Source organism: Pseudomonas saxonica (assembly GCF_007858365.1).
Taxonomy (GTDB): Bacteria; Pseudomonadota; Gammaproteobacteria; order Pseudomonadales; family Pseudomonadaceae; genus Aquipseudomonas; species Aquipseudomonas saxonica.
Map to the genome: position 1 here is coordinate 172824 of NZ_VFIO01000002.1, position 25868 is coordinate 198691.

The 25868-nt window shown below is 58.1% G+C and carries 18 protein-coding genes and 2 tRNA genes; 8 read left to right on the forward strand and 12 right to left on the reverse strand.

All coding sequences use genetic code 11. The features are described 5' to 3' along the window. Positions 1-257: 257 nt before the first annotated feature. Entirely contained in the window at positions 258-1025 is a 768-nt protein-coding gene (gene rlmB / locus FJD38_RS07970; protein WP_122785066.1) for a 23S rRNA (guanosine(2251)-2'-O)-methyltransferase RlmB, read from the reverse strand. Then, positions 1022-3691, reverse strand: a complete 2670-nt coding sequence (gene rnr, locus FJD38_RS07975) for a ribonuclease R (RefSeq protein ID WP_122785067.1) — start codon at positions 3689-3691, stop codon at positions 1022-1024. Before rnr ends, rlmB begins: the two co-directional genes overlap by 4 nt. A 224-nt stretch (positions 3692-3915) precedes the next feature. On the opposite strand from rnr, the gene FJD38_RS07980 reads away from it, so the two are divergent. The 8 genes from FJD38_RS07980 to FJD38_RS08015 all read left to right on the forward strand — a co-directional run bounded on the left by FJD38_RS07980 (position 3916) and on the right by FJD38_RS08015 (position 12662). Further along, positions 3916-4002: transfer RNA gene (locus tag FJD38_RS07980), tRNA-Leu, on the forward strand. 165 nt (positions 4003-4167) lie between these two features. After that, positions 4168-4254: transfer RNA gene (locus FJD38_RS07985), tRNA-Leu, on the forward strand. Between the two features lie 207 nt (positions 4255-4461). Beyond that, entirely contained in the window at positions 4462-4968 is a 507-nt protein-coding gene (locus tag FJD38_RS07990; protein ID WP_122785068.1) for a sigma-70 family RNA polymerase sigma factor, read from the forward strand. Continuing rightward, positions 4961-5935: a FecR family protein gene (locus FJD38_RS07995; RefSeq protein WP_146384763.1), complete on the forward strand. Its 975-nt coding sequence runs from the start codon at positions 4961-4963 to the stop codon at positions 5933-5935. Before FJD38_RS07990 ends, FJD38_RS07995 begins: the two co-directional genes overlap by 8 nt. A 143-nt stretch (positions 5936-6078) precedes the next feature. Beyond that, the gene (locus FJD38_RS08000) at positions 6079-8856 is read left to right on the forward strand and encodes a TonB-dependent receptor (RefSeq protein ID WP_146384765.1); all 2778 of its coding nucleotides are present in this window, start codon (positions 6079-6081) and stop codon (positions 8854-8856) included. Next, entirely contained in the window at positions 8853-9962 is a 1110-nt protein-coding gene (locus FJD38_RS08005) for a cytochrome-c peroxidase (protein ID WP_146384767.1), read from the forward strand. Before FJD38_RS08000 ends, FJD38_RS08005 begins: the two co-directional genes overlap by 4 nt. Positions 9963-10083: 121 nt before the next feature. Then, positions 10084-11109 carry an iron ABC transporter substrate-binding protein gene (locus FJD38_RS08010; protein ID WP_122785072.1) on the forward strand — a complete coding sequence of 342 codons (1026 nt, stop codon included), beginning with the start codon at positions 10084-10086 and terminating at the stop codon, positions 11107-11109. Continuing rightward, a complete protein-coding gene (locus FJD38_RS08015; RefSeq protein ID WP_122785073.1) occupies positions 11109-12662 on the forward strand; it encodes an ABC transporter permease in 1554 nt (517 codons plus the stop codon). Before FJD38_RS08010 ends, FJD38_RS08015 begins: the two co-directional genes overlap by 1 nt. Positions 12663-12791: 129 nt before the next feature. On the opposite strand, the gene FJD38_RS08020 is transcribed toward FJD38_RS08015, so the two are convergent. The 10 genes from FJD38_RS08020 to FJD38_RS08065 form a co-directional block, all read right to left on the reverse strand. Continuing rightward, positions 12792-14726 (reverse strand): methyl-accepting chemotaxis protein, encoded by a 1935-nt coding sequence (locus FJD38_RS08020; RefSeq protein WP_146384769.1) that lies wholly within the window; start codon positions 14724-14726, stop codon positions 12792-12794. Positions 14727-14861: 135 nt separating this feature from the next. After that, on the reverse strand, positions 14862-16157 hold the full coding sequence (locus tag FJD38_RS08025) for an adenylosuccinate synthase (RefSeq protein WP_122785075.1): 1296 nt from the start codon (positions 16155-16157) through the stop codon (positions 14862-14864). A gap of 54 nt (positions 16158-16211) precedes the next feature. Next, the gene (locus FJD38_RS08030) at positions 16212-17399 is read right to left on the reverse strand and encodes an ATP phosphoribosyltransferase regulatory subunit (protein ID WP_122785076.1); all 1188 of its coding nucleotides are present in this window, start codon (positions 17397-17399) and stop codon (positions 16212-16214) included. 325 nt (positions 17400-17724) lie between these two features. Further along, complete coding sequence (gene hflC / locus FJD38_RS08035; RefSeq protein ID WP_146384771.1) at positions 17725-18603, reverse strand: protease modulator HflC; 879 nt, start codon at positions 18601-18603, stop codon at positions 17725-17727. Next, on the reverse strand, positions 18603-19784 hold the full coding sequence (gene hflK, locus FJD38_RS08040; RefSeq protein ID WP_122785078.1) for an FtsH protease activity modulator HflK: 1182 nt from the start codon (positions 19782-19784) through the stop codon (positions 18603-18605). The genes hflC and hflK overlap by 1 nt, the downstream gene beginning before the upstream one ends. Before the next feature lie 66 nt (positions 19785-19850). Then, a complete protein-coding gene (gene hflX / locus FJD38_RS08045; protein ID WP_146384772.1) occupies positions 19851-21182 on the reverse strand; it encodes a ribosome rescue GTPase HflX in 1332 nt (443 codons plus the stop codon). 21 nt (positions 21183-21203) lie between these two features. Beyond that, the gene (hfq, locus tag FJD38_RS08050; RefSeq protein ID WP_122785080.1) at positions 21204-21464 is read right to left on the reverse strand and encodes an RNA chaperone Hfq; all 261 of its coding nucleotides are present in this window, start codon (positions 21462-21464) and stop codon (positions 21204-21206) included. Positions 21465-21553: 89 nt separating this feature from the next. Next, positions 21554-22534 (reverse strand): tRNA (adenosine(37)-N6)-dimethylallyltransferase MiaA, encoded by a 981-nt coding sequence (gene miaA / locus FJD38_RS08055; RefSeq protein ID WP_146384774.1) that lies wholly within the window; start codon positions 22532-22534, stop codon positions 21554-21556. Beyond that, complete coding sequence (gene mutL, locus FJD38_RS08060; RefSeq protein WP_146384776.1) at positions 22534-24447, reverse strand: DNA mismatch repair endonuclease MutL; 1914 nt, start codon at positions 24445-24447, stop codon at positions 22534-22536. Before mutL ends, miaA begins: the two co-directional genes overlap by 1 nt. Then, complete coding sequence (locus FJD38_RS08065) at positions 24447-25868, reverse strand: N-acetylmuramoyl-L-alanine amidase (RefSeq protein ID WP_208727509.1); 1422 nt, start codon at positions 25866-25868, stop codon at positions 24447-24449. The genes mutL and FJD38_RS08065 overlap by 1 nt, the downstream gene beginning before the upstream one ends.

Below are 25868 nucleotides of genomic sequence, written 5' to 3' on the forward strand. Positions count from 1 at the left end.
GCGGTCAGACAAGGAGTGAATGACACTTGTGTGTCTTGCCTAGAGAGGCACATATGCGCCCGCCATGACGGCAAGGGGCGCAATTGTAGAGAAGGCACAAGAGAGGCGCAAGGCAATTGGTGATTATTTGAACAATCTTGCCGTACGGTCATCTGTAGCCGCTGCCGCGGGCTGCGATCGAGCATGCAACGCTCGGCTTGACGGTTCAAGCTTGAAGGCCTGCGGCCTTAACGCAGCCTGGGGCAGCGGATAGATGATTACTTCTTCTTGGCTGGGGCCTTGGCTTTCACGCTGCGCTGGCGCAGGGCTTCGAACAGGCAGACGCCCGTCGCCACCGATACGTTCAGGCTGCTGACGCTACCGGCCATAGGCAGGCGCACCAGGTAATCGCAATGCTCACGCGTCAGACGACGCATGCCTTTGCCTTCGGCACCCATGATCAAGATGGTCGGGCCGGTCAGGTCTTGCTCGTACAGCTCCTGCTCGGCTTCGCCGGCAGTACCGACAACCCACAGACCGCGCTGCTGCAGTTTTTTCAAGGTCGCAGCGAGGTTAGTCACCGCCACCAAAGGAATCACTTCCGCAGCGCCGCAGGCTACTTTTCGTACAGTCGGAGTCAAGGTCGCTGACTTGTCCTTCGGCACGATGACCGCCAACGCACCGGCCGCATCGGCAGTACGCAGGCAAGCACCCAGATTATGCGGGTCGGTCACGCCATCCAGCACCAGAATCAACGGCGCGCCTTCGGTGCGATCCAGCAGCTCATTGAGCATCGCCTCGCCCCACACCTGGCTTGGGCTTACATCCGCCACAACACCTTGGTGAACGCCTTCAACCCAGACGTCCATCTCACGACGCTCGGCATTGCCCACCGGCACACGGCTTTCATCAGCCAGCGCGATCAGGGTTTGAACGCGAGGATCGCTACGACCCTCAGCCAACCACACTTGCTTCACGCGCTTGGGGTGATGACGAAGCAACGCTTCTACGGCGTGAATGCCGTAGATTTTTTCCAACTGACTCATGACTTGGCCTTAGGTTTGCGCGACCCGCTGCTTTTGGCAGCAGGCGCGGCGCCCGTTTTTGGCGGGCCTTTACGATGTTTGCTCGGCTTGGAAGGCTTGCCTGCATCTTTAGCAGGTGCCGCCCTACCCGACTTTCCCGGCTCCGATGTCCGACCGCCGCTTTTCGATTCGGCCAGCAGCGCCTGTTTCAATTCACGACTTTTGCGCAGCTCGGCATTTTTTGCCGCTGCATCGCCCGGGCGATAAGTCTCGTCCGTATTTTTTGCAGGCTTTTTGGCCGGCGCACTACGACGACTGGTTTTTGCTGGCTCAGCCGGCTTTTCAGTGTCATAACCGCTTGGCTTGCCTGCCGGCTTGGTCTTGGCTGCCGGTTTGTCAGTGCCACGATTCTTGCGACCAATCGGTGCGCTGAGGGTTTTCTCAGCCATTTCGAAGTCGATTTTGCGCTCGTCGAGATCGACACGCATCACACGCACTTCAACGGTATCGCCCAAACGGAAGCTACGGCCGGTACGCTCACCCGCAAGGCGGTGATGCACAGGGTCGAAGTGGTAGTAGTCACCCGGCAAGGCGGTGACGTGCACCAGACCTTCAACATAAATGTCGGTCAGCTCTACAAACAAGCCAAAACCGGTAACTGCGGTCACAACACCCGGGAACGACTCGCCAACGCGGTCCTTCATAAACTCGCACTTGAGCCAGTTGGTCACGTCACGCGTGGCTTCGTCGGCACGGCGCTCGCTCATGGAGCACTGCTCGCCGAGCTGCTCCAACGCAGCTTCGTCATACGGATAGATGCGCGCTTTCGGAATGGTCATCGCGCCAGCACGGCGAACGTGCGGGGTATCCATTTTGGAATGGATAACACTGCGAATCGCCCGGTGCGTGAGCAAGTCCGGATAGCGACGAATCGGCGAAGTGAAGTGGGTATAGGCTTCATAGTTCAGGCCGAAGTGGCCCTGGTTATCAGCACTGTACACAGCCTGGCTCAACGAACGCAGCATCACGGTCTGGATCAGGTGGAAGTCCGGACGGTCCTTGATGCTGGCCAGCAACGCCTGGTAATCCTTCGGCGACGGGCCGTCCTTGCCTTTATGCAGGCTCAGACCCAGCTCACCGAGGAAGGCGCGGAGCTTCTCAAGGCGCTCAGGTGGCGGACCATCGTGAACACGGTACAGCGCAGGAATTTCGTGCTTCTTGAGGAACTCGGCGGTGGCCACGTTGGCCGCCAGCATGCATTCCTCGATCAGCTTGTGCGCATCGTTACGAGTGGTTGGGCGAATTTCGGCGATTTTGCGATCGGAGCCGAAGATGATTCGGGTTTCCTGAGTTTCAAAATCAATCGCGCCACGGGTGTGACGAGCCGCCAGCAACACCTTGTACAGCGAGTAAAGCTGCTTGAGATGCGGCACCACATCAGCGTATTCGCTGCGCAGTTGCTTGGCTTCAGCAGTTTTTGGCTGCTCCAGAATGGTGCTGACCTTGTTGTAGGTCAGACGCGCCTGGGAGTGAATCACCGCCTCATAAAACTGGTAGTCGGTCATTTCGCCGGTTTTGGAGATAGTCATCTCGCAAACCATGGCCAAACGGTCAACGTGCGGGTTCAGCGAGCACAGCCCGTTGGACAGTTCCTCGGGCAGCATCGGAATCACGCGCTCAGGGAAATACACCGAGTTGCCACGCACTTGCGCTTCGGTATCCAGCGCCGAACCGATTTTCACGTAGCTGGACACGTCGGCAATTGCCACATAGAGCTTCCAGCCACCGGAGAACAAGCGCAGCTTGCCCGGCTTGGCTTCACAGAACACCGCATCATCGAAGTCGCGCGCATCTTCGCCGTCAATGGTGACGAACGGAAGGTGACGCAGGTCGATGCGTTTCTCTTTGTCTTTTTCTTCGACTTCAGGCTTCAGGCGACGCGCTTCCTTGACCACGGCTTCTGGCCAAACATGCGGAATGTCGTAGGTACGCAGAGCGATGTCGATCTCCATGCCCGGCGCCATGTAGTTGCCCACGACTTCAAGCACATCACCTTGCGGCTGAAAGCGCGGCGTCGGCCAGTGAGTAATCTTCACTTCAACAAACTGGCCAATCTTGGCGCCGGCATTGCGACCCGGCGTGACCAGCACTTCTTGCTGAATCTTCGGGTTGTCGGCCACGACAAAACCGATGCCGCCTTCTTCAAAGTAACGACCCACGATGGTTTCGTGAGCACGCGAAACCACTTCAACGATCACGCCTTCACGACGACCACGGCGATCAAGCCCCGAAACACGGGCCAAAGCACGGTCGCCATCGAACACCAGACGCATTTGCGACGGGCTCATAAACAGGTCGTCACTGCCGTCGTCCGGGATCAGGAAGCCGAAGCCATCGCGGTGACCGCTGATGCGACCCAGGATCAAGTCGAGCTTGTCGACCGGGGCATAAGTGCCGCGGCGGGTGTAAATAAGTTGGGCATCACGCTCCATCGCACGCAGGCGACGGCGCAGGGCCTCAATTTGGTCTTCAGTCGTCAGACCAAACTCTTCCACCAACTGTTCACGAGCAGCAGGCGAGCCACGCTCGGCCAGATGCTGAAGGATCAGTTCGCGGCTAGGGATAGGGTTTTCGTATTTTTCCGCTTCACGTGCGGCCTCGGGATCGAGGGTCTGCCAATCGGCCATTAGATAGTTTTCACCTTGTCTATATGCGGGTTAGTTTGGCATACGCGTATTGAAACGGGAAATTTCGGACTCACTCAGAGCCTTAATAGTCCTTTCTGACACGCTTTGACACTGCCGCCCCACCGTTCGCGAAATATTTTCAATATTTTTAATCACAACGCTTTACAGGTCAAAGGGTCATCCGTATAGTGCGCGCCATCGACAACGGCAACGTTGAAGATGCTGCCCAGATGGTGAAATTGGTAGACACGCCAGCTTCAGGTGCTGGTGATCGCAAGGTCGTGGAAGTTCGAGTCTTCTTCTGGGCACCAATTTAGAGTTGTAGATTAGTACAATCTTCACACTCACACAAAAACCCGCGAAAGCGGGTTTTTGCGTTCTAAGCCGCTGATTTAATAAAACTAAAACAGGGGTTTACAGATTTAAAACCTGTCCGTATAGTGCGCCACATCAACAGCGGCAACGTTGCTGATACTGCCCAGATGGTGAAATTGGTAGACACGCCAGCTTCAGGTGCTGGTGACCGCAAGGTCGTGGAAGTTCGAGTCTTCTTCTGGGCACCAATTCAGGTTACTCACCAACAGGTGACTGACCACTCTAAAAGCCCGCGAAAGCGGGCTTTTTAGTTTCCGCGATTTGACGTCACACACCCCTCTTCTCTCTTGGCCTGATGCCTTTCATCAGTACACCAACGTTGCATTTGATAATCCATCTCACTCGCACTAATATCCGGCCACCTTCAGATCGCCTATGCGTCTTCCTGGATTCGAGTGTCCGACAACAACGAAAGACTACAGCTCTACCTCATGCATCGACATGCTCTGGTGGACTATGCCGCACCTATCGTCGGCTGCCGGTCCAAAGCCGAAGATGTGGTGCAAGACGCCTGGCTACGTTTCAGTCAGGGCGCCGACAACCTCATGCCGCTCACGCAACCGGTGGGTTACCTTTATCGAATCGTGCGCAACCTGGCCTTTGACCTCAATCGCCGCGTCACCTTGGAAAATCGCCACACCTCTCGTGATGAGCTACTGGACGAGCATGCTTCCAACGCGCCATCACCTGAACAAGAAGCCCTGCATCTGGACGAGCTGCGCAAATTGCAACATGCTCTGTCGCGCCTGCCGGAACGCACTCGACAGGCATTTGTCCTGCATCGACTGCAAGGCCTGACGTTTCAACAAATAGGTGCCCAACTGGGTATCTCTGTGAGCCTGGCCCACCAATTGGTCCGCGACGCCCTGACCTACTGCGCGGAACAACTGAGTGATGACTGATAAACCGCCCCCGAACCTCATCTGGGAAACCGCACTGGACTGGCTGCTGCTGATTCAGGAAAACCCGGGCGACCCTGATCTGACCCTGCGCCTCAATCAATGGCGTAACAGTGCACCTGAGCATGAGGCAGCGTGGCGCAAGGCGCAGAAGGTCTGGAGCCTGAGCGGGGAAGCACTGAGCCTGCCGAACGAAGCGATGTGCGGCACGGTACACGTCACCCCGCCCAAGTCTGCGCCCCATCGCTTCAGCCGGCGCAGACGTTCATTGATAGGTGCCGCTGCTGCAGCCTGTGCCGTGTTTATGCTGCTGCCCGACTGGCAGGCCCTGCGGGCTGACTACCATAGCCCTACCGCGGAACACCGGGACATTACCCTGAAAGACGGCAGCCACATGCTGCTCGACAGCAACAGCGTGGCCGATGTGCAGTTCGACCCCCAACAGCGGCAAGTCACCCTGCTGCGCGGGCAGGCGTTTTTCTCGGTCACCTCCGAGCCAGACCGCGCTTTTTACGTTAATGCCGGTCAGGTTCGTGTTCGTGTCACAGGTACCGCCTTTGCGGTCAGCGTGGACAACGATGATGTGCATGTCAGCGTTGAGAGCGGCACGGTTGCCGTCAAAACCCCCTCGTCTTCCGAGTCTTCCACCCTGCATTACGGCGACCATCTGAGCTATGACGCAACGGCTCGGAAAACCCGTCTGGAACAACTGCCTATCGGATACGTCGCCCCTTGGCGCCGCTGGCAATTGGTGGTTGTAGACCAATCAGTCGATGACGTGATCAAGCAACTGCGCCGCTACCAGCCGGGTCTGATTCTGCTGACCGATAAAGCATTGGGCCAGCGCCGTGTCACCGCAGCGCTGAACATGCGCGACCCCAAACGCGCACTGCAAACCGTCATCGCCCCGCTGGGCGGGAACGTGCAAGACGGCGTGCCGTATACCCTGGTTGTGTCGGCAGAACGGTAGAGCGTTAAGACGTCGTTTTCAGCCGCCTAAAAATATTTTCATTTATTTATGGAAATCCCACACCGCCGAGAGTCTTTACTTACGAACGTCACTGATAAAGATTCGCATTAGTGACAAGAGCGTTTAATTTCGTAGGTCTTCTCATGCCTTCTCCGCGTTTGCGTTGCGTCAGCCTCTCTGGTTACCGTTCGTTGTCTTTGGCCGTGCTGCTTGGCATGCCCGCACTGACCCTCGCCGCCAGCCCTGGATCGAGCCCGCAGAGCCAGCATGAGCAACAACAGCATTTCCAGATTCCGGCCCAACCACTGGCCACGGCGCTCATTGCTTTTTCGCAGCAGTCAGGCTGGCAGGTCAGCGCAGAAAGTACGCTGCTGACCGGCCTCAATAGCGCGCCGGTGAACGCGACGACGAGCCCCGAAAACGCACTGGCTCGCCTGTTGCGCGACAGCGGCCTGCAGTGGGAAGTAACCTCGCCCGAGAGCGCCTCCATCCTGCCGCCCGCAGAGAGCGATGTCCTACAGATCAAAAGCACACCGATTACAGCGATGGATTCTGTTTTCCAGGGAGAACAGGTGATTGATCGGCAAATGATCGAGAGCCTGCCTTCAGGTAATGGCGACATCACCAGCTTGCTGCGTACCAACCCCAACGTGCAATTCGATAACAATCAGCTAAGCAGCAAGACGCCGGGCGAAATTGCTCCTGCCGACATCAGTATCAACGGCGCACGACCTTGGCAAAATCTGTTTGTGGTCGATGGCATGACCATGAACAACGACCTCGACCCCGGCAACAGCAATGACAGCTTCGCAGAGATTTCAGGGCGCAGTCAGGGCATGGCGCTCGACACCGACCTGCTCGAAGACATCAAGGTCTATGACAGCAACGTGCCCGTAGAATTTGGCGGATTTAACGGCGGCGTGGTCGAGGCCAACACCCGCGACCCCAAAAAGGACTTTCACGGCAAGGTGTCGGTGCAAATGTCGCGTTCGGAGTGGACCCGCTATCACCTCAACGAAGATGACCCGGATCTCGAGAACTTTGAAGCCGGCTTCGGAAACGACAGTCAGCCCGAGTTCAAGAAGATCATCACTCGCGCCACTCTCGAAGGATACTTAACCGACAACTTCGGTCTGATGGGCAGTTTTTCACGCAAAGACTCCACTATTCCGACCCGAGTATTTGCCGTTTCCAACCAGACCGAAACGGCCAATGTTGCCGAAACACAGACGCGGCGCATCGACAACTACTTCCTTAAAGCCGTCTGGCAGGTCAATGAAGATTGGAAACTCGATGTCAGCCTGACCCACGCCCCGGAAACCGCCAAAACCTTTGGCCCTAACTCGGTCTACTCCGCCCGAGACATGGAAGCCGGCGGCGAGAGCATCAGCGCCCGCCTGGTATGGAATGCGCCAATGGCCCGCGTCGAACAAAACCTCAGCTGGAGCGAACTGAACACGTCACGTTACTCAGACAGTGACTACCTGATTTTCTGGCGCTCCTCCACGACCAAAGACTGGAGCACTTCAGCAGTTGCCTCCGAAGGCGGCTTTGGCGACATCGAAGAAACCCAGAAAACGCTGGCTTACAAGCTCAAGGCCGACTGGAACAGTTTCAATTGGCTGGGGCTGGATCACTCCGTACAAACAGGCCTTGAACTGTCACAGAACTCGGCCAGCTATGAACGCAGCAAACCCCACAGCAGTTACACCGTGGCGTCCACCGGCACATGTGTGGGCAGCGATCCTTACTGCTCGATTGGCACCACCAAAGAGGGGTGGCCCGGGCAATACGCCAACAAGATGACCGTCAGCCAAGGCAAAGTTGCCTTTGACACTCGCTCTTGGGCGTTATACCTGCAAGACGAAATGCGCTATGGACGCCTAACCGTAAGACCCGGCGTACGGATCGACGGCGATGACTACATGAGCCAGACCACTATCGCGCCGCGCCTGGCCATCGAGCTGGACGTGTTCGGCGACAACAAGACCCGTATCACCGGCGGCGCCAACCGCTACTACGGCCGCAACCTGTACGCCTATCGCCTGCGCGACGGTATCGCCGCCATGGGCACCGAATACAGCCGTGCCAGCCAGTCTTCTGAATGGGTGAAAGGTAAGCAGAACGCCAATGACAGCAAGTTCAACCAGCTGAAAGTGCCCTATGACGATGAGCTGACCCTAGGCCTGAGCCATGTGCAATGGGACACCGAATTCGCCGTCAAATACGTCAAGCGCATGGGCCGCGAGCAAGTCAGCCGCGCGTGGGGCTCGCAGATTGGTGAGCCGTCCGAAGACACCAGTACGCTGGCCGCCAACTACTACACCTATTACAACGGCGGCAAAAGTGATGCCGACATTTACACCCTGACCATTACCCCGCTGCAAGCCTTTACGCTGGGCAGCACCCGCACCTCGGGTCAGTTCGCGATGGACTGGAGCAAAATCAATAACACCGGCCTGTCGAACTACAGTGCCAGCATCGGCGCAACCTACGTCGAAGACCCCACGATCCAGTACGACGGCAAGTTCATGAAGTACTCCGACATGCCCGCGACCAATTACAACCGCCCCTGGACCGCGCGCCTGACCACCATCACCGAAATCGAGCCACTGCACCTGACCTGGAGTAACTTCCTGCGTTACCGCGACGGTTACCGCCGAATCGCAGCCACTGGCAAAAAAGTCCAGCACGAAGGCAAGGACGCTTATGTGTGGGCCGAAACACCGTTTTCTGGCGCCTTGACCTGGGATACCCGCATTGCCTGGCAAGTGCCCACAGCGAAAGACCAGGCCGTGTTCGTTAACCTTGACGTGACCAACCTGCTGGATAAACAAATTGTCGGCGCTACCGAGAACAGCGGCTTGCCGACCTATGAAGTCGGCCGTCAATTCATGCTTGAAGTGGGGTACACCTTTTGAACCGCCTGATTTTCTGCTTCAGCGTGGGGGTGGCGCTGAGCAGCCTGAGTGCGACCGCAGCGTCGGCCTGCGATGAAAAGGCCAGCGATTACAGCACCTGCATAGCCCAGCTGTACCGCCAGCCTGTCGCCCAGTGGCCCGCTCCGCAGGTTGATGCCGACGTGGCCTGGCAGGAAATGGCCGCCCTGCCCGACCATGCGCCCGCGCCTCCCGAAAACCCGTTCAGCGAGGCCAAGGCCGAGCTGGGCAAAAAACTGTTTAACGACCCCAAGCTGTCACGCTCCGGGCAAATTGCCTGCGCATCCTGTCATGAAGCCGACATGGCCTTTGCCGATGGTCGCCGAGTGTCCTTTGGCCATGATCGCCAGAACGGACGACGAAACGCGCCTAGTCTGGTGATGAGCGGCTACAGCTCCCAGCTGTTTTGGGACGGTCGAGGCGGCAGTCTTGAGCAGCAAGCCATGCACCCCATCGTCGATCCGGTGGAAATGGCCTTCGATATACCGCAATTGCTTGAACGGCTCAATACCGACGCGGCCTACCACGATCAATTTGCGCAGGTTTTTGGCGACGGCCCGATTACCACCGAACGAATCGGGCAAGCATTGGCCACGTTCCAGCGCACGCTGGTCAAAAGCACTCGCAACACCCCTTTCGAGCAATTACTGCGCGGACGCCCGCAGCGCATGACTGACGAACAACTTTACGGCCTGCATGTGTTCCGCACCAAGGCCCGCTGCATGAACTGCCACTTCGGCCCAGCCCTGAGCGACGAACAGTTCCATAACGTTGGCCTGAGCTATTACGGACGCGCTAAATACGAAGACCTGGGGCGCTATGAAGTGACGCGCAAGCCTGAAGACGTGGGCGCCTTCCGCACCCCGTCATTACGCCTGGTGATGAAAACGGCGCCGTGGATGCACAACGGCCTGTTCGTCAACATGGAGGGCACGCTGGCCTTCTACAACATGGGCATGCCACGCCCGCGGCCCAACGCGCAGCAGGTCAACGACCCGTTGTTTCCAACCACCAGTGAACGCCTGAAAGTATTGAACATGGACAAGGACGAACTGAGAGCTTTGCGCAGTTTTCTCGACACACTTTGAGGAAGGACGCATCACAGTTCGTCGTAGGAGCACAATTGGACGCTGGGTCAAGCGCACTTGAGAAACAATATCGTTTATTATTGTTTCAAGTTTTGTTGTACCCCAGCGAGGAACCCAGCGAATGATGCTCCGAAATACCCAGCTTGCAACATTTCTACTGCGCAGTTTGTCCATCGCAACGCTTGGCCTGACCCTGCTCGCTCCCGCCGCTTATGCAGCCGACCCTGTCACCCTGACCTTGTATAACGGTCAGCACAAAGAGGTTGGCGACAACCTTGCCGCCGCCTTTGAAGCCAAGACCGGCATCCACGTCAATGTGCGCAAAGGCAGCAGCAACCAGTTGGCCAGCCAGATCGTCGAAGAAGGCGACCGCTCGCCTGCCGACGTGTTTTACGCTGAAGAATCGCCACCGCTCAACAGCCTGGGTGAGCAAGGCTTGCTGGCCAAGGCTGACGACAGCACCCTGCAAGCGCTGCCCAAGGAATACGTGGCGGCTAACGGCACCTGGATCGGCGTGACGGCGCGTACCCGCGTAGTGGCCTTCAACCCCAACAAGATCAAGGAAGAAGAACTGCCCAAATCAGTTCTGGATTTCGCGGGCCCTGAATGGCAAGGCAAGGTAGGCTTCGTGCCGACCAGCGGCGCTTTCCAGGAACAGGCCGTGGCCATTATCAAAATGCATGGTCGCGACGCCGCTGAAGAATGGCTGACAGGCCTGCGCGCCTTCGGCAAGACTTACACCAACAACATGGTGGCGCTCAAAGCCGTTGAGAATGGCGAAGTGGCAGCGGTACTGGTGAACAACTACTACTGGTTTGCCTTGCAGCGCGAGAAAGGCAAGTTGGACTCCAAACTGCACTATTTCACCGACGGTGATGCGGGCGGCTTGATTACCGTGTCCAGTGCCGGCGTGGTCAAAGCCACCAAGCACCCTAAAGAAGCCCAGCAATTGCTGGCTTACATGGCCAGCGAAGAAGGTCAGCGGGTAATCACCAACACCACCGCTGAATACCCGATGCGCAAAGGCATGGTCTCGGAACGCGGCCTCAAGCCGTTTGATGAACTGCAAGCGCCGAAAATCACCCCGGCCGACTTGGGCAACGCGGATGAAGCGCTGGAGCTCGAACAAGAAGTAGGCCTGCTCTGATGCTGCTTGCCGCCCAACCTGCCCGCTTTACCCTGAAACGCAAAAGGCCATCAATCTGGCTGTTGTTGCCCGTGTTGTTTCTGGTGGGCCTGAGCCTGTTGCCGTTGCTGTATGTGGGCACCAAGGCCTGGCAAGCCGGCTGGGCGCAAGCGGTGCATCTGTTGTGGCGGCCGTTTGTATTTGGCCTGATGCGCAACACCTTGATGTTGATGGTCGGCGTGACCGTCACCTGTGCACTGGTGGGCTTGTCGCTGGCTTGGTTGCTGGAACGCAGCAACTTGCCGGGCCGGCGGCTGTGGGGCGTGATCCTGTGTCTGCCGTTTGCCGTTCCGGCGTTCGTCAGCAGCTTCACGTGGGTATCGCTCAGCGCCAGCTTTGAGGGGTTGGGCGGCGCCATTCTGGTGATGAGCCTGTCCAAATATCCGCTCATTTTTCTGCCGGTGGCGGCCACCTTGCGCAACCTCGACCCGGCGCTTGAGGAGTCTGCCCGCACGCTGGGCCAGAATCGCTGGGGGGTATTCTTCACCATCACCCTGCCGCTGCTCTGGCCCTCGCTACTGGCGGGATCGTTGCTGATTGCCCTGCACATGCTGGTGGAGTTCGGCGCACTGTCGATTATTGGCTTGCAGACCTTCACCACCGCGATCTATCAGCAATTTGAGCTGGAATTCAGTAACGCCAATGCCGCCATGTTGTCAGCGGTGTTGCTGGTGATGTGCCTGAGCCTGCTGTGGCTGGAGCTGAAAGTGCGCGGTAAAGGCCGCCACATTCGCATCGGTCAGGGCGCGGCGCGGCGTGCCGAGCAAGTGCGGCTGGGCAAGTGGTCGCTGCTGGGCCAACTGTATTGCCTGGCGCTGGCAGTGATCGGCAGCGGCGTGCCTTTGGGCATGCTGGTGTACTGGCTGGTCAAGGGCAGCTCGGCGGCTTTTCCCATGGCTCAGATTGGCGAAGCGCTGCTCTCGTCGTTGTCACTGTCGCTGGGAGGCGCTGCGTTGTGTCTGGTGCTGGCGGTGCCGGTCGGCCTGCTGGTGGTGCGTTATAAAGGCCAACTGGCGATCTGGGCTGAGCGCTTGCCGTACCTGCTGCATGCCCTGCCAGGGCTGGTGATTGCCTTGGCGCTGGTGTATTTCTCGCTGCATTTCGTGCCTGTGTTGTACCAGACCTCGGCGTTGTTGCTGATTGCTTATGCGCTGCTGTTTTTGCCGCTGGCTCAGGCGCCAATCCGCACGGCGCTGAACAAGGCGGCCCCGCAGCTTGAAGAAGCGGCGCGAACCTTGGGCGCTTCGTCGTTCTCGGCGTTTTGCCGGGTGACGTTGCCGATCATCTTTCCTGCACTGGGGGCGGCGTTCGCGCTGGTATTTCTGGATGCGATGAAGGAACTGACAGCGACGTTGCTGCTGAGTCCTACAGGGCTGAATACCTTGGCGACGCAAGTGTGGTCGCACACCTCGAACATCGAGTTTGCGGCGGCGGCTCCTTATGCGGCGCTGCTCATTTTGGTGTCGGGTTTGCCGGTGTATTTGCTCACGACGCGGATGTATTTGAGCCGCTGAGTCCGCCTGCCCTCACCCCAACCCTCTCCCAGAGGGAGAGGGAGCTGGATCTAAGCGTTTCGTGAATCTGCTTTTGCCTTTAGTCCCCTCTCCCTCAGGGAGAGGGCTAGGGTGAGGGGGCTTTTGATCTTAAGCCCGAAACTGCCCCAAGCTCGCCTTGAGCTGCGCCGCCAAACCATCCAGCACCTTGCCACTGGCCGTGGTTTCATTCACCGCCTGCGCCGCCCGCTCGGACTGTGCATGGATCACTTCAACCCGCCCACGCACGGCATGAGCACCCTGCGCCTGATGCGCAGCGGCTTTAGTTGCATCTCCAATGGCGGCATGCACTTGCTCAACCGAGGCTTGCACCGTTTTTTGCAATTGCACACTGCCGCGTAACACCACCAAGCCCTCATTGGCCTGACGCCCCGCCAAACCAATCGCCGCCACCGCCTCTTTCGCGCCCTGCTGCAACGCCACGATGTGCGCCTGAATGTCACCCGTTGAGCGTTGCGTCTTGCTCGCCAGCGCCCGCACTTCATCGGCCACCACTGCAAAGCCACGTCCGGTTTCCCCTGCACGCGCCGCTTCAATGGCCGCATTCAACGCCAGCAGGTTGGTTTGCTCTGCAATGCCGTGAATCACCGTCAATACCACCTCAATTTGCTCGCTCTGACGGGCCAGCCGCTCTATCACCTTGGCACCCTCGCCCACTTGTCCGGCCAAGGCTTCAATCAAACCGCCGACTTGCGTCGAGGTACGAGTGTTTTCATCGGTGGCCTGACGAATCTCCAGCACCTGTTTAAGCGCCGCTTGCATTGCATGGCTCTCGGACTGCGCCGCATCGGCCATGGTCGACAGCGCTGCCAGACTTTGCGCAACCTCATCTCGCTGCAATTGCGCGGCGGCATTGGCCCCGGCATTGCGTACGGTCATCGCCCCAATCTCGACCCCGGTACGCTGCGCCACATCACCGGCCTCGCGCACGATGGGCTGGAGCTTGTCGATAAAACGGTTGACCGCCGCAGCCATGTCGCCAATTTCATCCTTGCTGTGAAGGCCGACACGCTTGGTCAAATCGCCATCGCCTGCTGCCAGATCATTGAGCGCGTTAATCAACAACAGCAATTTGTTCACTACGCGCCGGCCCAGTACCACGGCCAGAAGCAACAGTACGCCCAAGCCGACTATCGCCAAGCCCAGGCCAATCCGCCAGCGCAACGTATCCGCCGCCTCACGCACGGTCTGCGAGGTATTGGCTTGCATTTGCGCAGCGGCCGCCTGAGCCGACTGCAAACGTGCGCCCAACACCGCCGCGCTGTCGCTGGCAGCACCCTGCAAGCTTTCGCCGACCAACTGCTCACTGTTGACGATCAGTTTCGCAAAACGCTTATCAAGGGCCGCCAGATCCTCTTCTAACGACGCTGTGGAAACACCCATCAACACTTTGCCGATTTCGACACCGTTAGGATTGATGGGCGCTTCGAGGTAATACACCGCCGGGTCGTTGCGGGCCGCACTCAAGACCTTGTCCAGCGCTCGCTCACCCTGGCCCTTTTCCAACAGGGCTTTGTTGATCGGGTTGTCACGGTTGAGATAGCGCGTCAGGTGCTGACCTGACGCATCGTCATACACAACAAACAACACATTGGGATTATGTTGAGCGCGGCGGGCAAATTCAGACAGGGTTGGCACGTCGTTGTCCCAAATGGCCCGCGGTGCCACAGCCGCCAGTAACTGCGCCATGTCATTGGCTGAGTCCTTGAGATTTTTCTCCATCAAATCCCACAGCTGCGTCTGTTCTTCTTTCAAGCGCGGCGCCAAGCCCGCAGTCAGACGCTGACGAGTATGAGCAGACAGCTCATCAAGGCTGTTTTTGACCTCCTCACTGGCCTGCTGCAATTCAACCGTCAACTTTTGACTGTCTGCTCCCAGACGCGTGTCCAGATCGGCTTCCAATGCGGTGACTGTGCTCCGAGTCAGTGCAACCGCCACCAACACTTGCACCAAAAGAGCGATACCCAAGGTAACGAACACGGGTCTTAACAAGCGGCTTCGTAACAGTGAGAGAACGGCAGACACAGGTAACCCCTCCACATACGTGCCATTATTTTGATGGCACTTTTATTGACGGTTTCCACAGCAAGGGTCGTGCCGTTTAATACGACGCAAACAACAAAGGGCCCCGAAGGGCCCTTTGTTTTACATCGAGACGACTTAAGCGAACGGGTGACGCAGAACGATGGTTTCGTTGCGGTCCGGACCAGTCGAGATGATGTCGATCGGCGCACCGATCAGCTCTTCTACGCGCTTGATGTAAGCACGTGCGTTGGCTGGCAGGGCTTCCAGGGTTTTTGCACCCACGGTCGACTCAGTCCAGCCGGGTACAGTTTCGTAGACCGGTTGCAGGCCTTCGTAGCTGTCAGCATCGGTCGGGGCATCAACCAGCACAGTGCCGTTTGCATCTTTGTAACCGACGCAAATGTTGATGGTTTCCAGACCGTCGAGCACGTCCAGCTTGGTCAGGCAAATGCCCGAAATGCTGTTGACGTCGATGGCGCGACGCAGGATAACGGCATCGAACCAGCCGCAACGACGGGCACGGCCCGTGGTCGCGCCGAACTCGTGACCCTGTTTGGCCAGGTGAGCGCCAACGTCGTCGAACAGCTCAGTCGGGAACGGGCCCGAACCAACGCGAGTGGTGTAAGCCTTGGTGATGCCCAGGATGTAATCCAGGAACATCGGGCCAACGCCCGAACCCGTTGCAACGCCACCAGCGGTGGTGTTGGAGCTGGTTACGTACGGGTAGGTGCCGTGGTCGATGTCGAGCAGCGAACCTTGTGCGCCTTCAAACATGATGTCTTTGCCAGCGCGGCGCAGGCCGTGCAGCTCAGCGGTCACGTCCAGCATCAGCGGCTTGAGCAGCTCAGCGTATTCCTTGCACTCGGCCAGGGTTTTGTCGAAGTCGATGGCTGGCTCTTTGTAGAAACCTACCAACATGAAGTTGTGGTATTCCACCAGTTCACGCAGCTTGGCTTCAAAGCGCGGCATGTTCAGCAGATCGCCAACACGCAGGCCACGACGTGCCACTTTGTCTTCATACGCAGGGCCAATGCCGCGACCGGTCGTGCCGATCTTCAGCTCGCCACGGGCCTTTTCACGGGCCTGGTCCAGAGCAACGTGGAACGACAGGATCAGCGGGCAGGACGGGCTGATACGCAGGCGCTCACGCACCGGTACGCCTTTTTCTTCCAGCTTGATGATTTCACGCAGCAGGGCGTCGGGAGCGACCACGACACCGTTGCCGATCAGGCATTGCACGCCTTCGCGCAACACGCCCGACGGAATCAGGTGCAATACGGTTTTTTCGCCGTCGATCACCAAGGTGTGGCCAGCGTTGTGACCACCTTGGTAACGCACTACAGCGGCAGCATGTTCGGTCAGCAGATCAACGATCTTGCCTTTGCCCTCATCACCCCATTGGGTGCCCAGGACTACGACATTCTTACCCATAACACTTGTCCTCATTCGCGCAAACTTGGTGCCGGCAATTGCCGGCAGGAAAACTCAAGAAACCAGCGGCACTACTTGCCACAGGCCATTCTGCTGAATCAATTGGCGGTCGCAGTCAGCCTCTTGGGCCCCGGCCTGCTGCTGCCCAGGCAATGCCTGAACCACACGCTGACCTTCACTGCGAAGCTGGCAAACCTGCTGCCAGAGTGCCGCATCCGTGCTGTCGGGCATCCATATACCACCAGACGGCAACTCGACTTGCGCACGCCCCAGGGTCACCAGGGTTTTCAAATCGGTCGAAAAGCCGGTTGCCGGCCGGGCACGCCCGAAGACAGCACCGATGTCGTCATAACGGCCGCCCTGAGCGATGGAATCCCCAACGCCCGGTACAAATACCGCAAACACTACACCTGTGTGGTAGTGATACCCACGCAACTCGCCCAGGTCAAAGTACAACGGCAACTGCGGGAAACGCACAGACAACCCTTGCGCAATCGCTTGCAGGTCATCCAGCGCCGCCAGCACTTGAGCCGGAGCCTTTGCCAAACGCTCGCGCGCGGCAGCCAGAACCTCGTGACCGCCACACAAACCGACCAATGCCTGGAGCATGCCCGCCAAATCAGCTGGCAAACCTTCGGTCAAGGCCGTTACTTCGTCGATCGCCTTGCGTTGCAGGGCGTCGAACAATTGTTGTTCCACTTGCGCCGACAGGTTGGCCGCACGGGCCAACCCACGGTAAATACCGACATGCCCCAGGTCCATGTGGACATCAGGCACATCTGCCAGTTGCAGCATCGCCAGCATCAGGCTGATGACTTCGACATCGCTGCTCGGGCTGGCATCGCCATACAACTCGGCACCCAACTGAATCGGGCTGCGCGAGGAAGACAAGCCGCGCGGCTTTGCATGCAGCACGCTGCCGGCATAGCACAGACGGCTCGGGCCTTCACGACGCAGGGTATGCGCATCAATGCGCGCCACTTGCGGCGTGATGTCGGCACGAAACCCCATCTGGCGACCCGTTTGCGGGTCAATAACCTTGAAGGTGCGCAAGTCGAGATCCTGGCCTGCCCCAGTCAGCAAGGACTCCAGGTATTCGATATGCGGGGTGACGACGAACTCATAGCCCCAGCTCTGGAACAGATCCAACACCTGACGCCGCGCCACTTCGATGCGGGCTGCTTCAGGTGGAAGTACTTCTTCGATGCCATCTGGCAGAAGCCAGCGGTCTACTGTTGCCATTACGCCATTCCCCTATGATCCGGGCGGCTTGCCAGCAGGCGAGCCTTGAGTAAAGCAGAACGTGGCTGCGTCTTGAGCGCGCACAGCAAAAAAGCCTGAAGCAACAGGCTTACACAGCACATTCCTCGAAAAAATCTGCCGACGCTGTATCAGCCGTTCGGTCAATCAAACATGCAGACGCAAAAAAGCCGGGAATTTCCCGGCTGCCGCATCATACACACGTTTTCTAAAAGGATCACCCCGCCAGGCAATTTGCCCGCCCGGCGGAATGAATGCATGCGCCCGATTGTGATGCCAGAGGCCGGCAATCGGACGGCATGACGCCTTACTGTTGCGCGGGCTTGGATTTTTCCAGGTAGCGGAAGAAATCGCTGCTTGGATCCAATACCAACACGTCGCTCTTGTTCGCAAAGCTTTCGCGGTAAGCGCGCAGGCTGCGATAGAACCGGTAGAACTCTTGATCCTGGCCGTAAGCCTTGGAGTAGATCGCAGAGGCCTGGGCATCGCCATCACCGCGCAGTTCTTCAGACTGACGATACGCTTCAGCCAGCAGAACACGACGTTGACGGTCGGCGTCAGCACGAATGCCTTCAGCCAGTTCGTTACCCTTGGCCCGATGCTCGCGTGCTTCACGCTCACGCTCGGTGCTCATACGTTCGAAAACGCTGCGGTTCACTTCTTTTGGCAAGTCGATGGCTTTGACGCGAACGTCGACCACTTCGATGCCCAGCTCTTTTTCAGCCATTTTGTTCAGCGATGCGGTGATGTCAGCCATCAATGCATCACGCTCACCTGACACCACTTCGTGCAGGGTGCGCTTACCGAACTGGTCACGCAGGCCGGATTCCAGACGACGCGACAGACGCTCGTCAGCAATCTGCTTCATACCGGAGGTAGCGGTGTAGAAGCGCTCGGCATCTTTCACACGCCACTTGGCGAAGGCATCCACCATGACCGCTTTCTTTTCCAGCGTCAGGAAACGCTGTGTCGGCGCATCCAGCGTCATCAGACGGGCGTCGAACTTGCGCACCTGGTTGACGTAAGGAATCTTCACGTGAAGACCCGGCTGAACATCGGTCTGAACCACACGGCCAAAGCGCAGCAGAACGGCACGTTCAGTTTGCGAGACGATGTAGAAGCTGTTCCAGGCAACGATCGCCACGACAACGGCAACAATAAGGGCGATCAGCGATTTATTGCTCATCAGCGACTCTCCCTGGTACGCGGTGGTGTCGGCAGATCCGTGCTGGTGTGCGAGCCAGAATCACTGGTGCTCGACGCAGCTGCCGAACCCGTTGCCGGGGTGCTGCCATTACGGCCTTCGATCATTTTGTCCAACGGCAAGTACAGCAGGTTGCTCTGGCCGTTCTTGTTACCGGTCACGAGTACTTTGCTGGTGTTGCTGAAGACGTCCTGCATGGTGTCCAGATACAGACGGTCACGCGTCACGTCCGGAGCTTTGCGGTACTCGGCCACCAGCTTGGTAAAGCGGTCTGCCTCACCTTTGGCACGAGAAACCACTTCGTCGCGGTAACCGTTGGCATCTTCGATAATGCGCTGCGCCTGACCACGGGCTTCCGGCACTACACCATTGGCGTAGCTTTCGGCCTGGTTGCGGGCACGCTGCTCGTCTTCACGGGCACGAATCACGTCATCAAAGGCTTCTTGTACTTCACGCGGTGCGGCTGCGTTCTGTACGTTGACCTGAGTCACGGTGATACCGGTCTTGTAGGTATCGAGGAAGCGCTGCAAACGTTCCTTGATCTCGATAGCCATTTGCTCACGACCTTCGGTCAGCACCTGGTCCATCGAGGTAGAGCCTACGACATGGCGCAGGGCACTGTCGGTGGCTTGTTGCAGGCTGACTTCCGGCTGATCAACGTTGAGCACGAAATCGCGCAGGTTGCTGATCTTGTACTGCACGGTCAGCGGCACTTCGACGATGTTTTCGTCTTCAGTCAGCATTTGACCCTGCTTGGTATACGCACGCTCACGCGTCACGTTTTCCATGTACTTTTTATCGAACGGTGGGAAGTAGATGTTCAGGCCCGGCCCTACAGTGTCGTAGTACTTGCCCAGGCGCAGCACTACGGCTTGCTCCTGCTCATCGACTACATAGACTGCGCTGTACAGCCAAACGGCTGCCAATGCGACCAGGCCAATGCCCAGCAGTCCGAAACCGGCACCCTTGCCGCCCGACCCACTGTCACCACCACTGCCGCCCGTGCGTTTTTTTCCACCACCGAACAACCCATTCAGGCTTTCCTGCAGCTTTCGGAAGGCTTCGTCGAGATCTGGTGGTCCCTTGCGGTCGCCATTTTTAGGGCGTTTGCCACCCCAGGGATCTTGATTATTCGAGTTGCCACCCGGCTCATTCCAAGCCATAGCGCTCTCCATCTGATAAAGCAAAGACGCGCCCACGGCGCGCCGACCAATGCTACAGAATGCCTATCACAGCGGCACAGCCGCTTTGTCAGGCTTGTATTGCAAAGTGTGTTCTTCGATGAATTCCAGCGGCTGCATCCCTTCGCGGCTGACCAAGCGGTTGAGCTCGGCTCGCGGCAGGCGTACGTCCAACAAACTGGCCCCCTCATCGTCATGCGCTTCTTTTTGCACAACACCCAGCTCGAAGAACTGTGCCCGAAGTCGAGAAAATCGCTGCTCAAGGCGCAAGGTGCCTACGAACAAATCATTGCCCAGCAACTCGGCAATGGCTTGCTCCAGCAACTCCAGCCCCGAACCATCGCGTGCCGACAACCAGACCCGCTGGGGCTTGCCGTTGGCATCGCGCTGAATCTGCGGTTCGACCGCTTCAAGCAAATCGATTTTGTTGTAGACCTCGAGGATCGGCAAGTCCTGAGCGCCAATCTCGCCCAGAACGACCATCACCTGTTCAATCTGCTGCATGCGCTCAGGTTCGTGCGAATCAATCACGTGCAGCAGCAAATCGGAATTGCTCGACTCTTCGAGCGTAGACCGGAAAGCTTCAACTAGCTTGTGCGGAAGGTGACGAATAAAGCCCACGGTATCCGCCAGCACAATTGGCCCCAGGTCACCTAAATCAAGGCGACGCAATGTCGGGTCGAGCGTGGCGAACAATTGGTCAGCGGCAAACACGTCTGAGCCGGTGACCGCATTGAACAGCGTGGATTTACCTGCGTTGGTATAGCCCACCAGCGAAACCGTAGGAATGTCGGCGCGCTGGCGCCCTCTACGGGACTGCTCGCGTTGACTGCGGACTTTTTTCAGACGGGCCTTGATCTGGCTCATGCGAACGCGCAACAGGCGTCGGTCGGTTTCGAGCTGGGTTTCACCCGGGCCACGACTGCCGATACCCCCACCTTGACGTTCAAGGTGAGTCCAGCCACGAACAAGCCGCGTGCTCATGTGATCAAGCTGGGCCAGTTCGACCTGCAACTTGCCTTCATGGGTACGGGCGCGCTGAGCGAAAATGTCGAGAATCAGCCCGGTGCGGTCAAGCACGCGACACTCGAACACACGTTCAAGGTTACGCTCCTGACTGGGCGTGAGGACGTGATTGAAAATCACAATGTCGACCTTCTCGGCCTTGACCAGGTCGCGTAACTCTTCGACCTTGCCAGTGCCAATCAGGTACTTGGCCGATGGCCGATGACGCGGCACGTTAAAAAACGCGACGGTCTCGGCACCGGCCGATTTAGCTAACTCCTGGAACTCCTGCGGATCTTCGCGCGCCTCAGGGTCCTGTCCTTCCAAGTGAACGAGGATTGCCCGCTCACCACCACCGTGACGCTCAAAGAACAAAGGAAGCTCCTGTCTTATTTATTAGGCGTTACCTGGTTCCGCGTCAGCGAGCTCTGCTTCGGTTGCGCTAGGCAAGCGAATTGGACGCACAGGTACGACTGTAGAGATAGCGTGTTTGTAAACCATTTGGCTAACGGTGTTTTTCAGCAGAATCACGAACTGGTCGAAAGACTCGATGGTCCCCTGCAGCTTGATGCCGTTGACCAGATAAATGGAAACGCCAACCTTCTCTTTACGCAATGTATTCAAGTAAGGGTCTTGTAGCGAATGCCCTTTTGACATATGCCGCACTCCTGTAAGGAAAAAAATAGAAACAAAAATTAAATGGCTTATGTCGCCACATCCATAGGATAGACGGCATTCCCTAAGACTCAGGTCAATATGGAGACCGATTCCAGGTATTTCAAGGCTCGTGGCAGATTGTCGCAGTCGAGGCTGTCCAGCCAATGTAGACCATCCCAGCTGCGTAACCAGGTGAACTGACGCTTTGCCAATTGGCGCGTAGCAATGATACCGCGCTCCTGCATCTCGGCTGCCGTCAGTTTGCCGTCCAGGTAATCCCAGACTTGTCGATAACCTACTGCACGTATAGACGGCAACCCGGCATGCAGGTCACTTCTATTACGCAAGGCTACGACCTCGTCAATGAATCCCTGTTCCAGCATTTGCCCGAATCTTTGTGCAATTCGTTCATGCAACACCTGACGATTCGCCGGGGCGATGGCCAGATGCGCGACAGTATAGGGCAATTGGCTGCACCCAGAAGCCGCTGCTTTAGTAGATTGTTCAGATTGTTTTTGTCGATGGGCCGTCATGGTGAGACCACTGACCCGGTAAACCTCCAGCGCACGCGTCAAGCGCTGTGGATCATTGGGGTGAATGCGCGCAGCCGACTCAGGATCAATGGCGGCCAACTGGTCATGCAACGCTTGCCAGCCGAGCTGTTGCGCTTCTTCTTCGAGCTGGGCACGCACCTGCGGGTCGGCGGCCGGCATGTCGGCCAGCCCGTCGATCAATGCTTTGTAATACAACATGGTGCCACCCACCAGCAGAGGCGTATTTCCGCGCGCAGTGATTTCGGCCATGACTTTCAGGGCATCGGCCCGAAAGTCGGCCGCTGAATAGCTCTGCGCCGGATCAAGAATATCGATCAGTTGATGCGGGTGCTTGCCCAAAATATCTTTGGACGGTTTGGCAGTACCAATGTCCATGCCGCGATAGACCAGCGCCGAATCAACGCTGACCAGCTCGCACGGCAGCACCTTGCTCAGCTCAATTGCCAGATCGGTTTTACCGGCAGCCGTCGGCCCCATCAAAAAGATGGCCGGGGGTAAAGCGTTGGAACCTGTCATCAGCGACCGCGCAAAAAGAGTTTATCCAGGTCGTCCAGGCCCATTTGGGTCCAGGTCGGGCGACCATGATTGCATTGACCGCTACGCTCGGTGTTTTCCATGTCACGCAGCAAGCCGTTCATTTCCGGGATCGCCAAACGGCGATTCGCCCGAATGGCACCGTGGCAAGCCATAGTGCCGAGCAATTCGTTGAGGTGGGCCTGTATCCGGTCGCTGGTGCCGTACTCCATCAAATCGGCGAGCACGTCATGCACCAAACGCTGGGCCTCGGCCTGTTTGAGCAGCGCCGGAATTTGGCGGATCGCCAGGGTTTCCGGGCCAAGGCGTTGCAGCTCAAAGCCCAGACGTTGAAACCACTCGGCATGTTCCTCGGCACAATCGGCTTCACGCTGGCTGACGGCAATCGACTCCGGCACAAGCAACGGCTGACCGCTCAGGCCTTCGCTGGCCATAGCGATCTTGAGGCGCTCGTACATGATCCGCTCGTGCGCCGCATGCATGTCCACCAGCACCAGCCCTTGGGCGTTTTCGGCAAGGATGTAGATGCCCTTGAGCTGGGCCAGTGCAAAACCCAACGGCGGGATATCGCCCTGCCCGTCCGGCAACGGCGCCGCATTGGCTTCAGGCAAAGGGGCGAAAAACTCCCGATATGCATTTTTGGCTTCCGCCACAGGCACCGAAGGCGCTGAGGACTGCGGGCGATATTGGTACTGATAACCCGCCCCCGCACCTGAGCCCGCGACGTGTTGAGTCGGCGCCGACTGCGGCTGTTCCAGCACATTGGCTGCCAGACGCATTTCACCTTGCGGGCCGAACTCACCGGCGTCCTGCCCCGTTGGCCGCTCGGCCCCTGGCACAGGCGCTGGCGCAGCCAGTTGGTCTTCGGGCCTTACATCGCCAAGGGCGCGGTGCAAGGTGCCGTACAAGAAGTCATGCACCATGCGCCCATCACGAAAACGCACTTCGTGCTTGGTAGGGTGAACGTTGACGTCGACCACAGAGGGGTCAACCTCAAAAAACAGCACGAAGGTAGGGTGACGGCCATTAAACAGCACGTCGCGATACGCCTGACGCACCGCGTGTGCAACCAGCTTGTCGCGCACCGCACGGCCATTCACATAGAAATACTGCAAGTCGGCCTGGCTGCGCGAAAATGTTGGCAAACCAACCCAGCCCCACAAATGCAGGCCATTGCGCTCCACTTCGATGGGCAGCGCCTGCTCCAGAAACGCCGAGCCGCACACCGCCGCCACACGCCGGGCGCGGGCCGTATCGTCGCGGGCTTCATGCAGGTTGAGAATGGCTTTGCCGTTGTGGCGCAGGTTAAAGGCCACATCAAAACGCGCCAGCGCCAAGCGTTTGATGACTTCTTGCAGGTGATCGAACTCGGTTTTCTCGGTTTTAAGAAACTTGCGCCGCGCCGGAGTGTTGAAAAACAGGTCGCGCACTTCAACCGACGTCCCCACCGGGTGGGCCGCTGGCTGAACCCTGGGCGCCATGTCGCGGCCTTCGGTTTCGACCTGCCACGCCTGATCGGCACCACGGGTGCGCGAGGTCAGCGTCAAGCGTGCTACCGAACTGATGGACGCCAGCGCTTCCCCGCGAAAGCCCAGGCTCATGACCCGTTCAAGGTCTTCGAGGTCGCGAATTTTACTGGTCGCATGTCGCGCCAACGCCAGCGGCAAGTCGTCGCTGGAGATGCCGCGACCGTCATCGCGTACGCGCAAGAGTTTGATGCCCGCCTGCTCGACATCCACATCAATGCGCTTGGCGCCGGAGTCGAGGCTGTTTTCCAGCAACTCTTTAATCACCGAGGCAGGACGTTCAACCACCTCGCCTGCCGCAATCTGGTTAGCCAGTCGCGGGCTGAGCAGCTCAATGCGTGCACTGTCGTTCAACGGCCCGTCACTCATTATTGAGCCGCCAAGGTAGTTGCCGGGATGTGCAGGCCCTGGCCGATTTTCAATTCATCGGTTTTCAAGTTGTTAGTGCTGCGCAATGCCGTCACGGGCACTTGGTAGCGGACAGCAATCATCGCCAGCGTTTCGCCGGGGCGAACCGTATGCTCGCGTGCACCTTGGGCAATTTTGCCGGTGTCGCGCAGCCAGGCAATGTAAGTGCCCGGTGGCGGATTTTGCTGGAAGAACTGACGCACGCCGCTGCTGATCGAGCGGGCCAGCGCCTGCTGGTGGCTGCTGGAGGCCAACTTCGAGGCTTCATTAGAGTTCGAGATAAAGCCGGTTTCAACCAGGATTGACGGGATGTCCGGCGACTTGAGCACCATAAATCCTGCTTGCTCAACACGCTGTTTGTGCAGCGGTGTTACGCGGCCAATGTTGCTCAGCACTTTCTGCCCGACGTTAAGACTGGAGGTCAGCGAAGCAGTCATCGACAGGTCGAGCAACACGCCTGCCAGCATGCGGTCCTTGTCATCCAGGCTGACGTTGCCTGCCCCGCCGATCAAGTCAGAACGGTTTTCACTGTCGGCCAGCCAGCGCGCGGTTTCAGAGGTCGCGCCGCGCTCAGACAATGCGAACACTGACGCACCAAAAGCGGCCTTGGACGGCGCCGCATCGGCGTGGATCGAAACAAACAGGTCTGCACCCTTTTTACGGGCAATTTCGGTACGTCCGCGCAACGGAATAAAGTAGTCGCCAGTGCGGGTCAATTCGGCTTTAAAGCCCTTCATGCCGTTGACCTGACGCTGCAATTCTTTGGCAATGGCCAACACCACGTCTTTTTCGCGCTGCCCGGCGGAGCCAGAAGCCCCCGGATCTTCGCCGCCGTGGCCGGCGTCAATGACCACCACCACATTGCGCTTGCCGCTCGGAATGGGCGGCAAGGCCACGCTCGGTTGAGTCGGGGTCACAGGCACAACGGGCACCGTCGCCACGTTGGTGGCCGGTAAACTTGGCGTGAGGTCCGCGCCTTGATCGTACAAGTCGACCACCAGGCGATTACCGTACTGCGCGTTCGGCGCCAGAATAAAGCTCTTGGGGGTCACGGCCTTTTTCAGGTCGATGACCACGCGTAAATCGGTCGGGGTGCGCTGCGCCGAACGCATGCTGGTGATCGGCGTATTGGCGGTCTGCACATTCAAGGGGCCAGCCAGCGTCGCCCCATTGATATCAATAACCAGACGATCAGGGGCGGTCAGCGTAAATACGCTGTGCTGCACCGGGCCTGTGAGGTCAAACACCAGCCGTGTGTTGTCCGGGGCACGCCACAAACGCACGCTTTTTACTTGTGTCGCCGCCACCGCATTCACGGCCATGACACTCAGCAACAGACCCACGACACTCACTAACGCGCGAAAGCGCATACCTAACCCCAT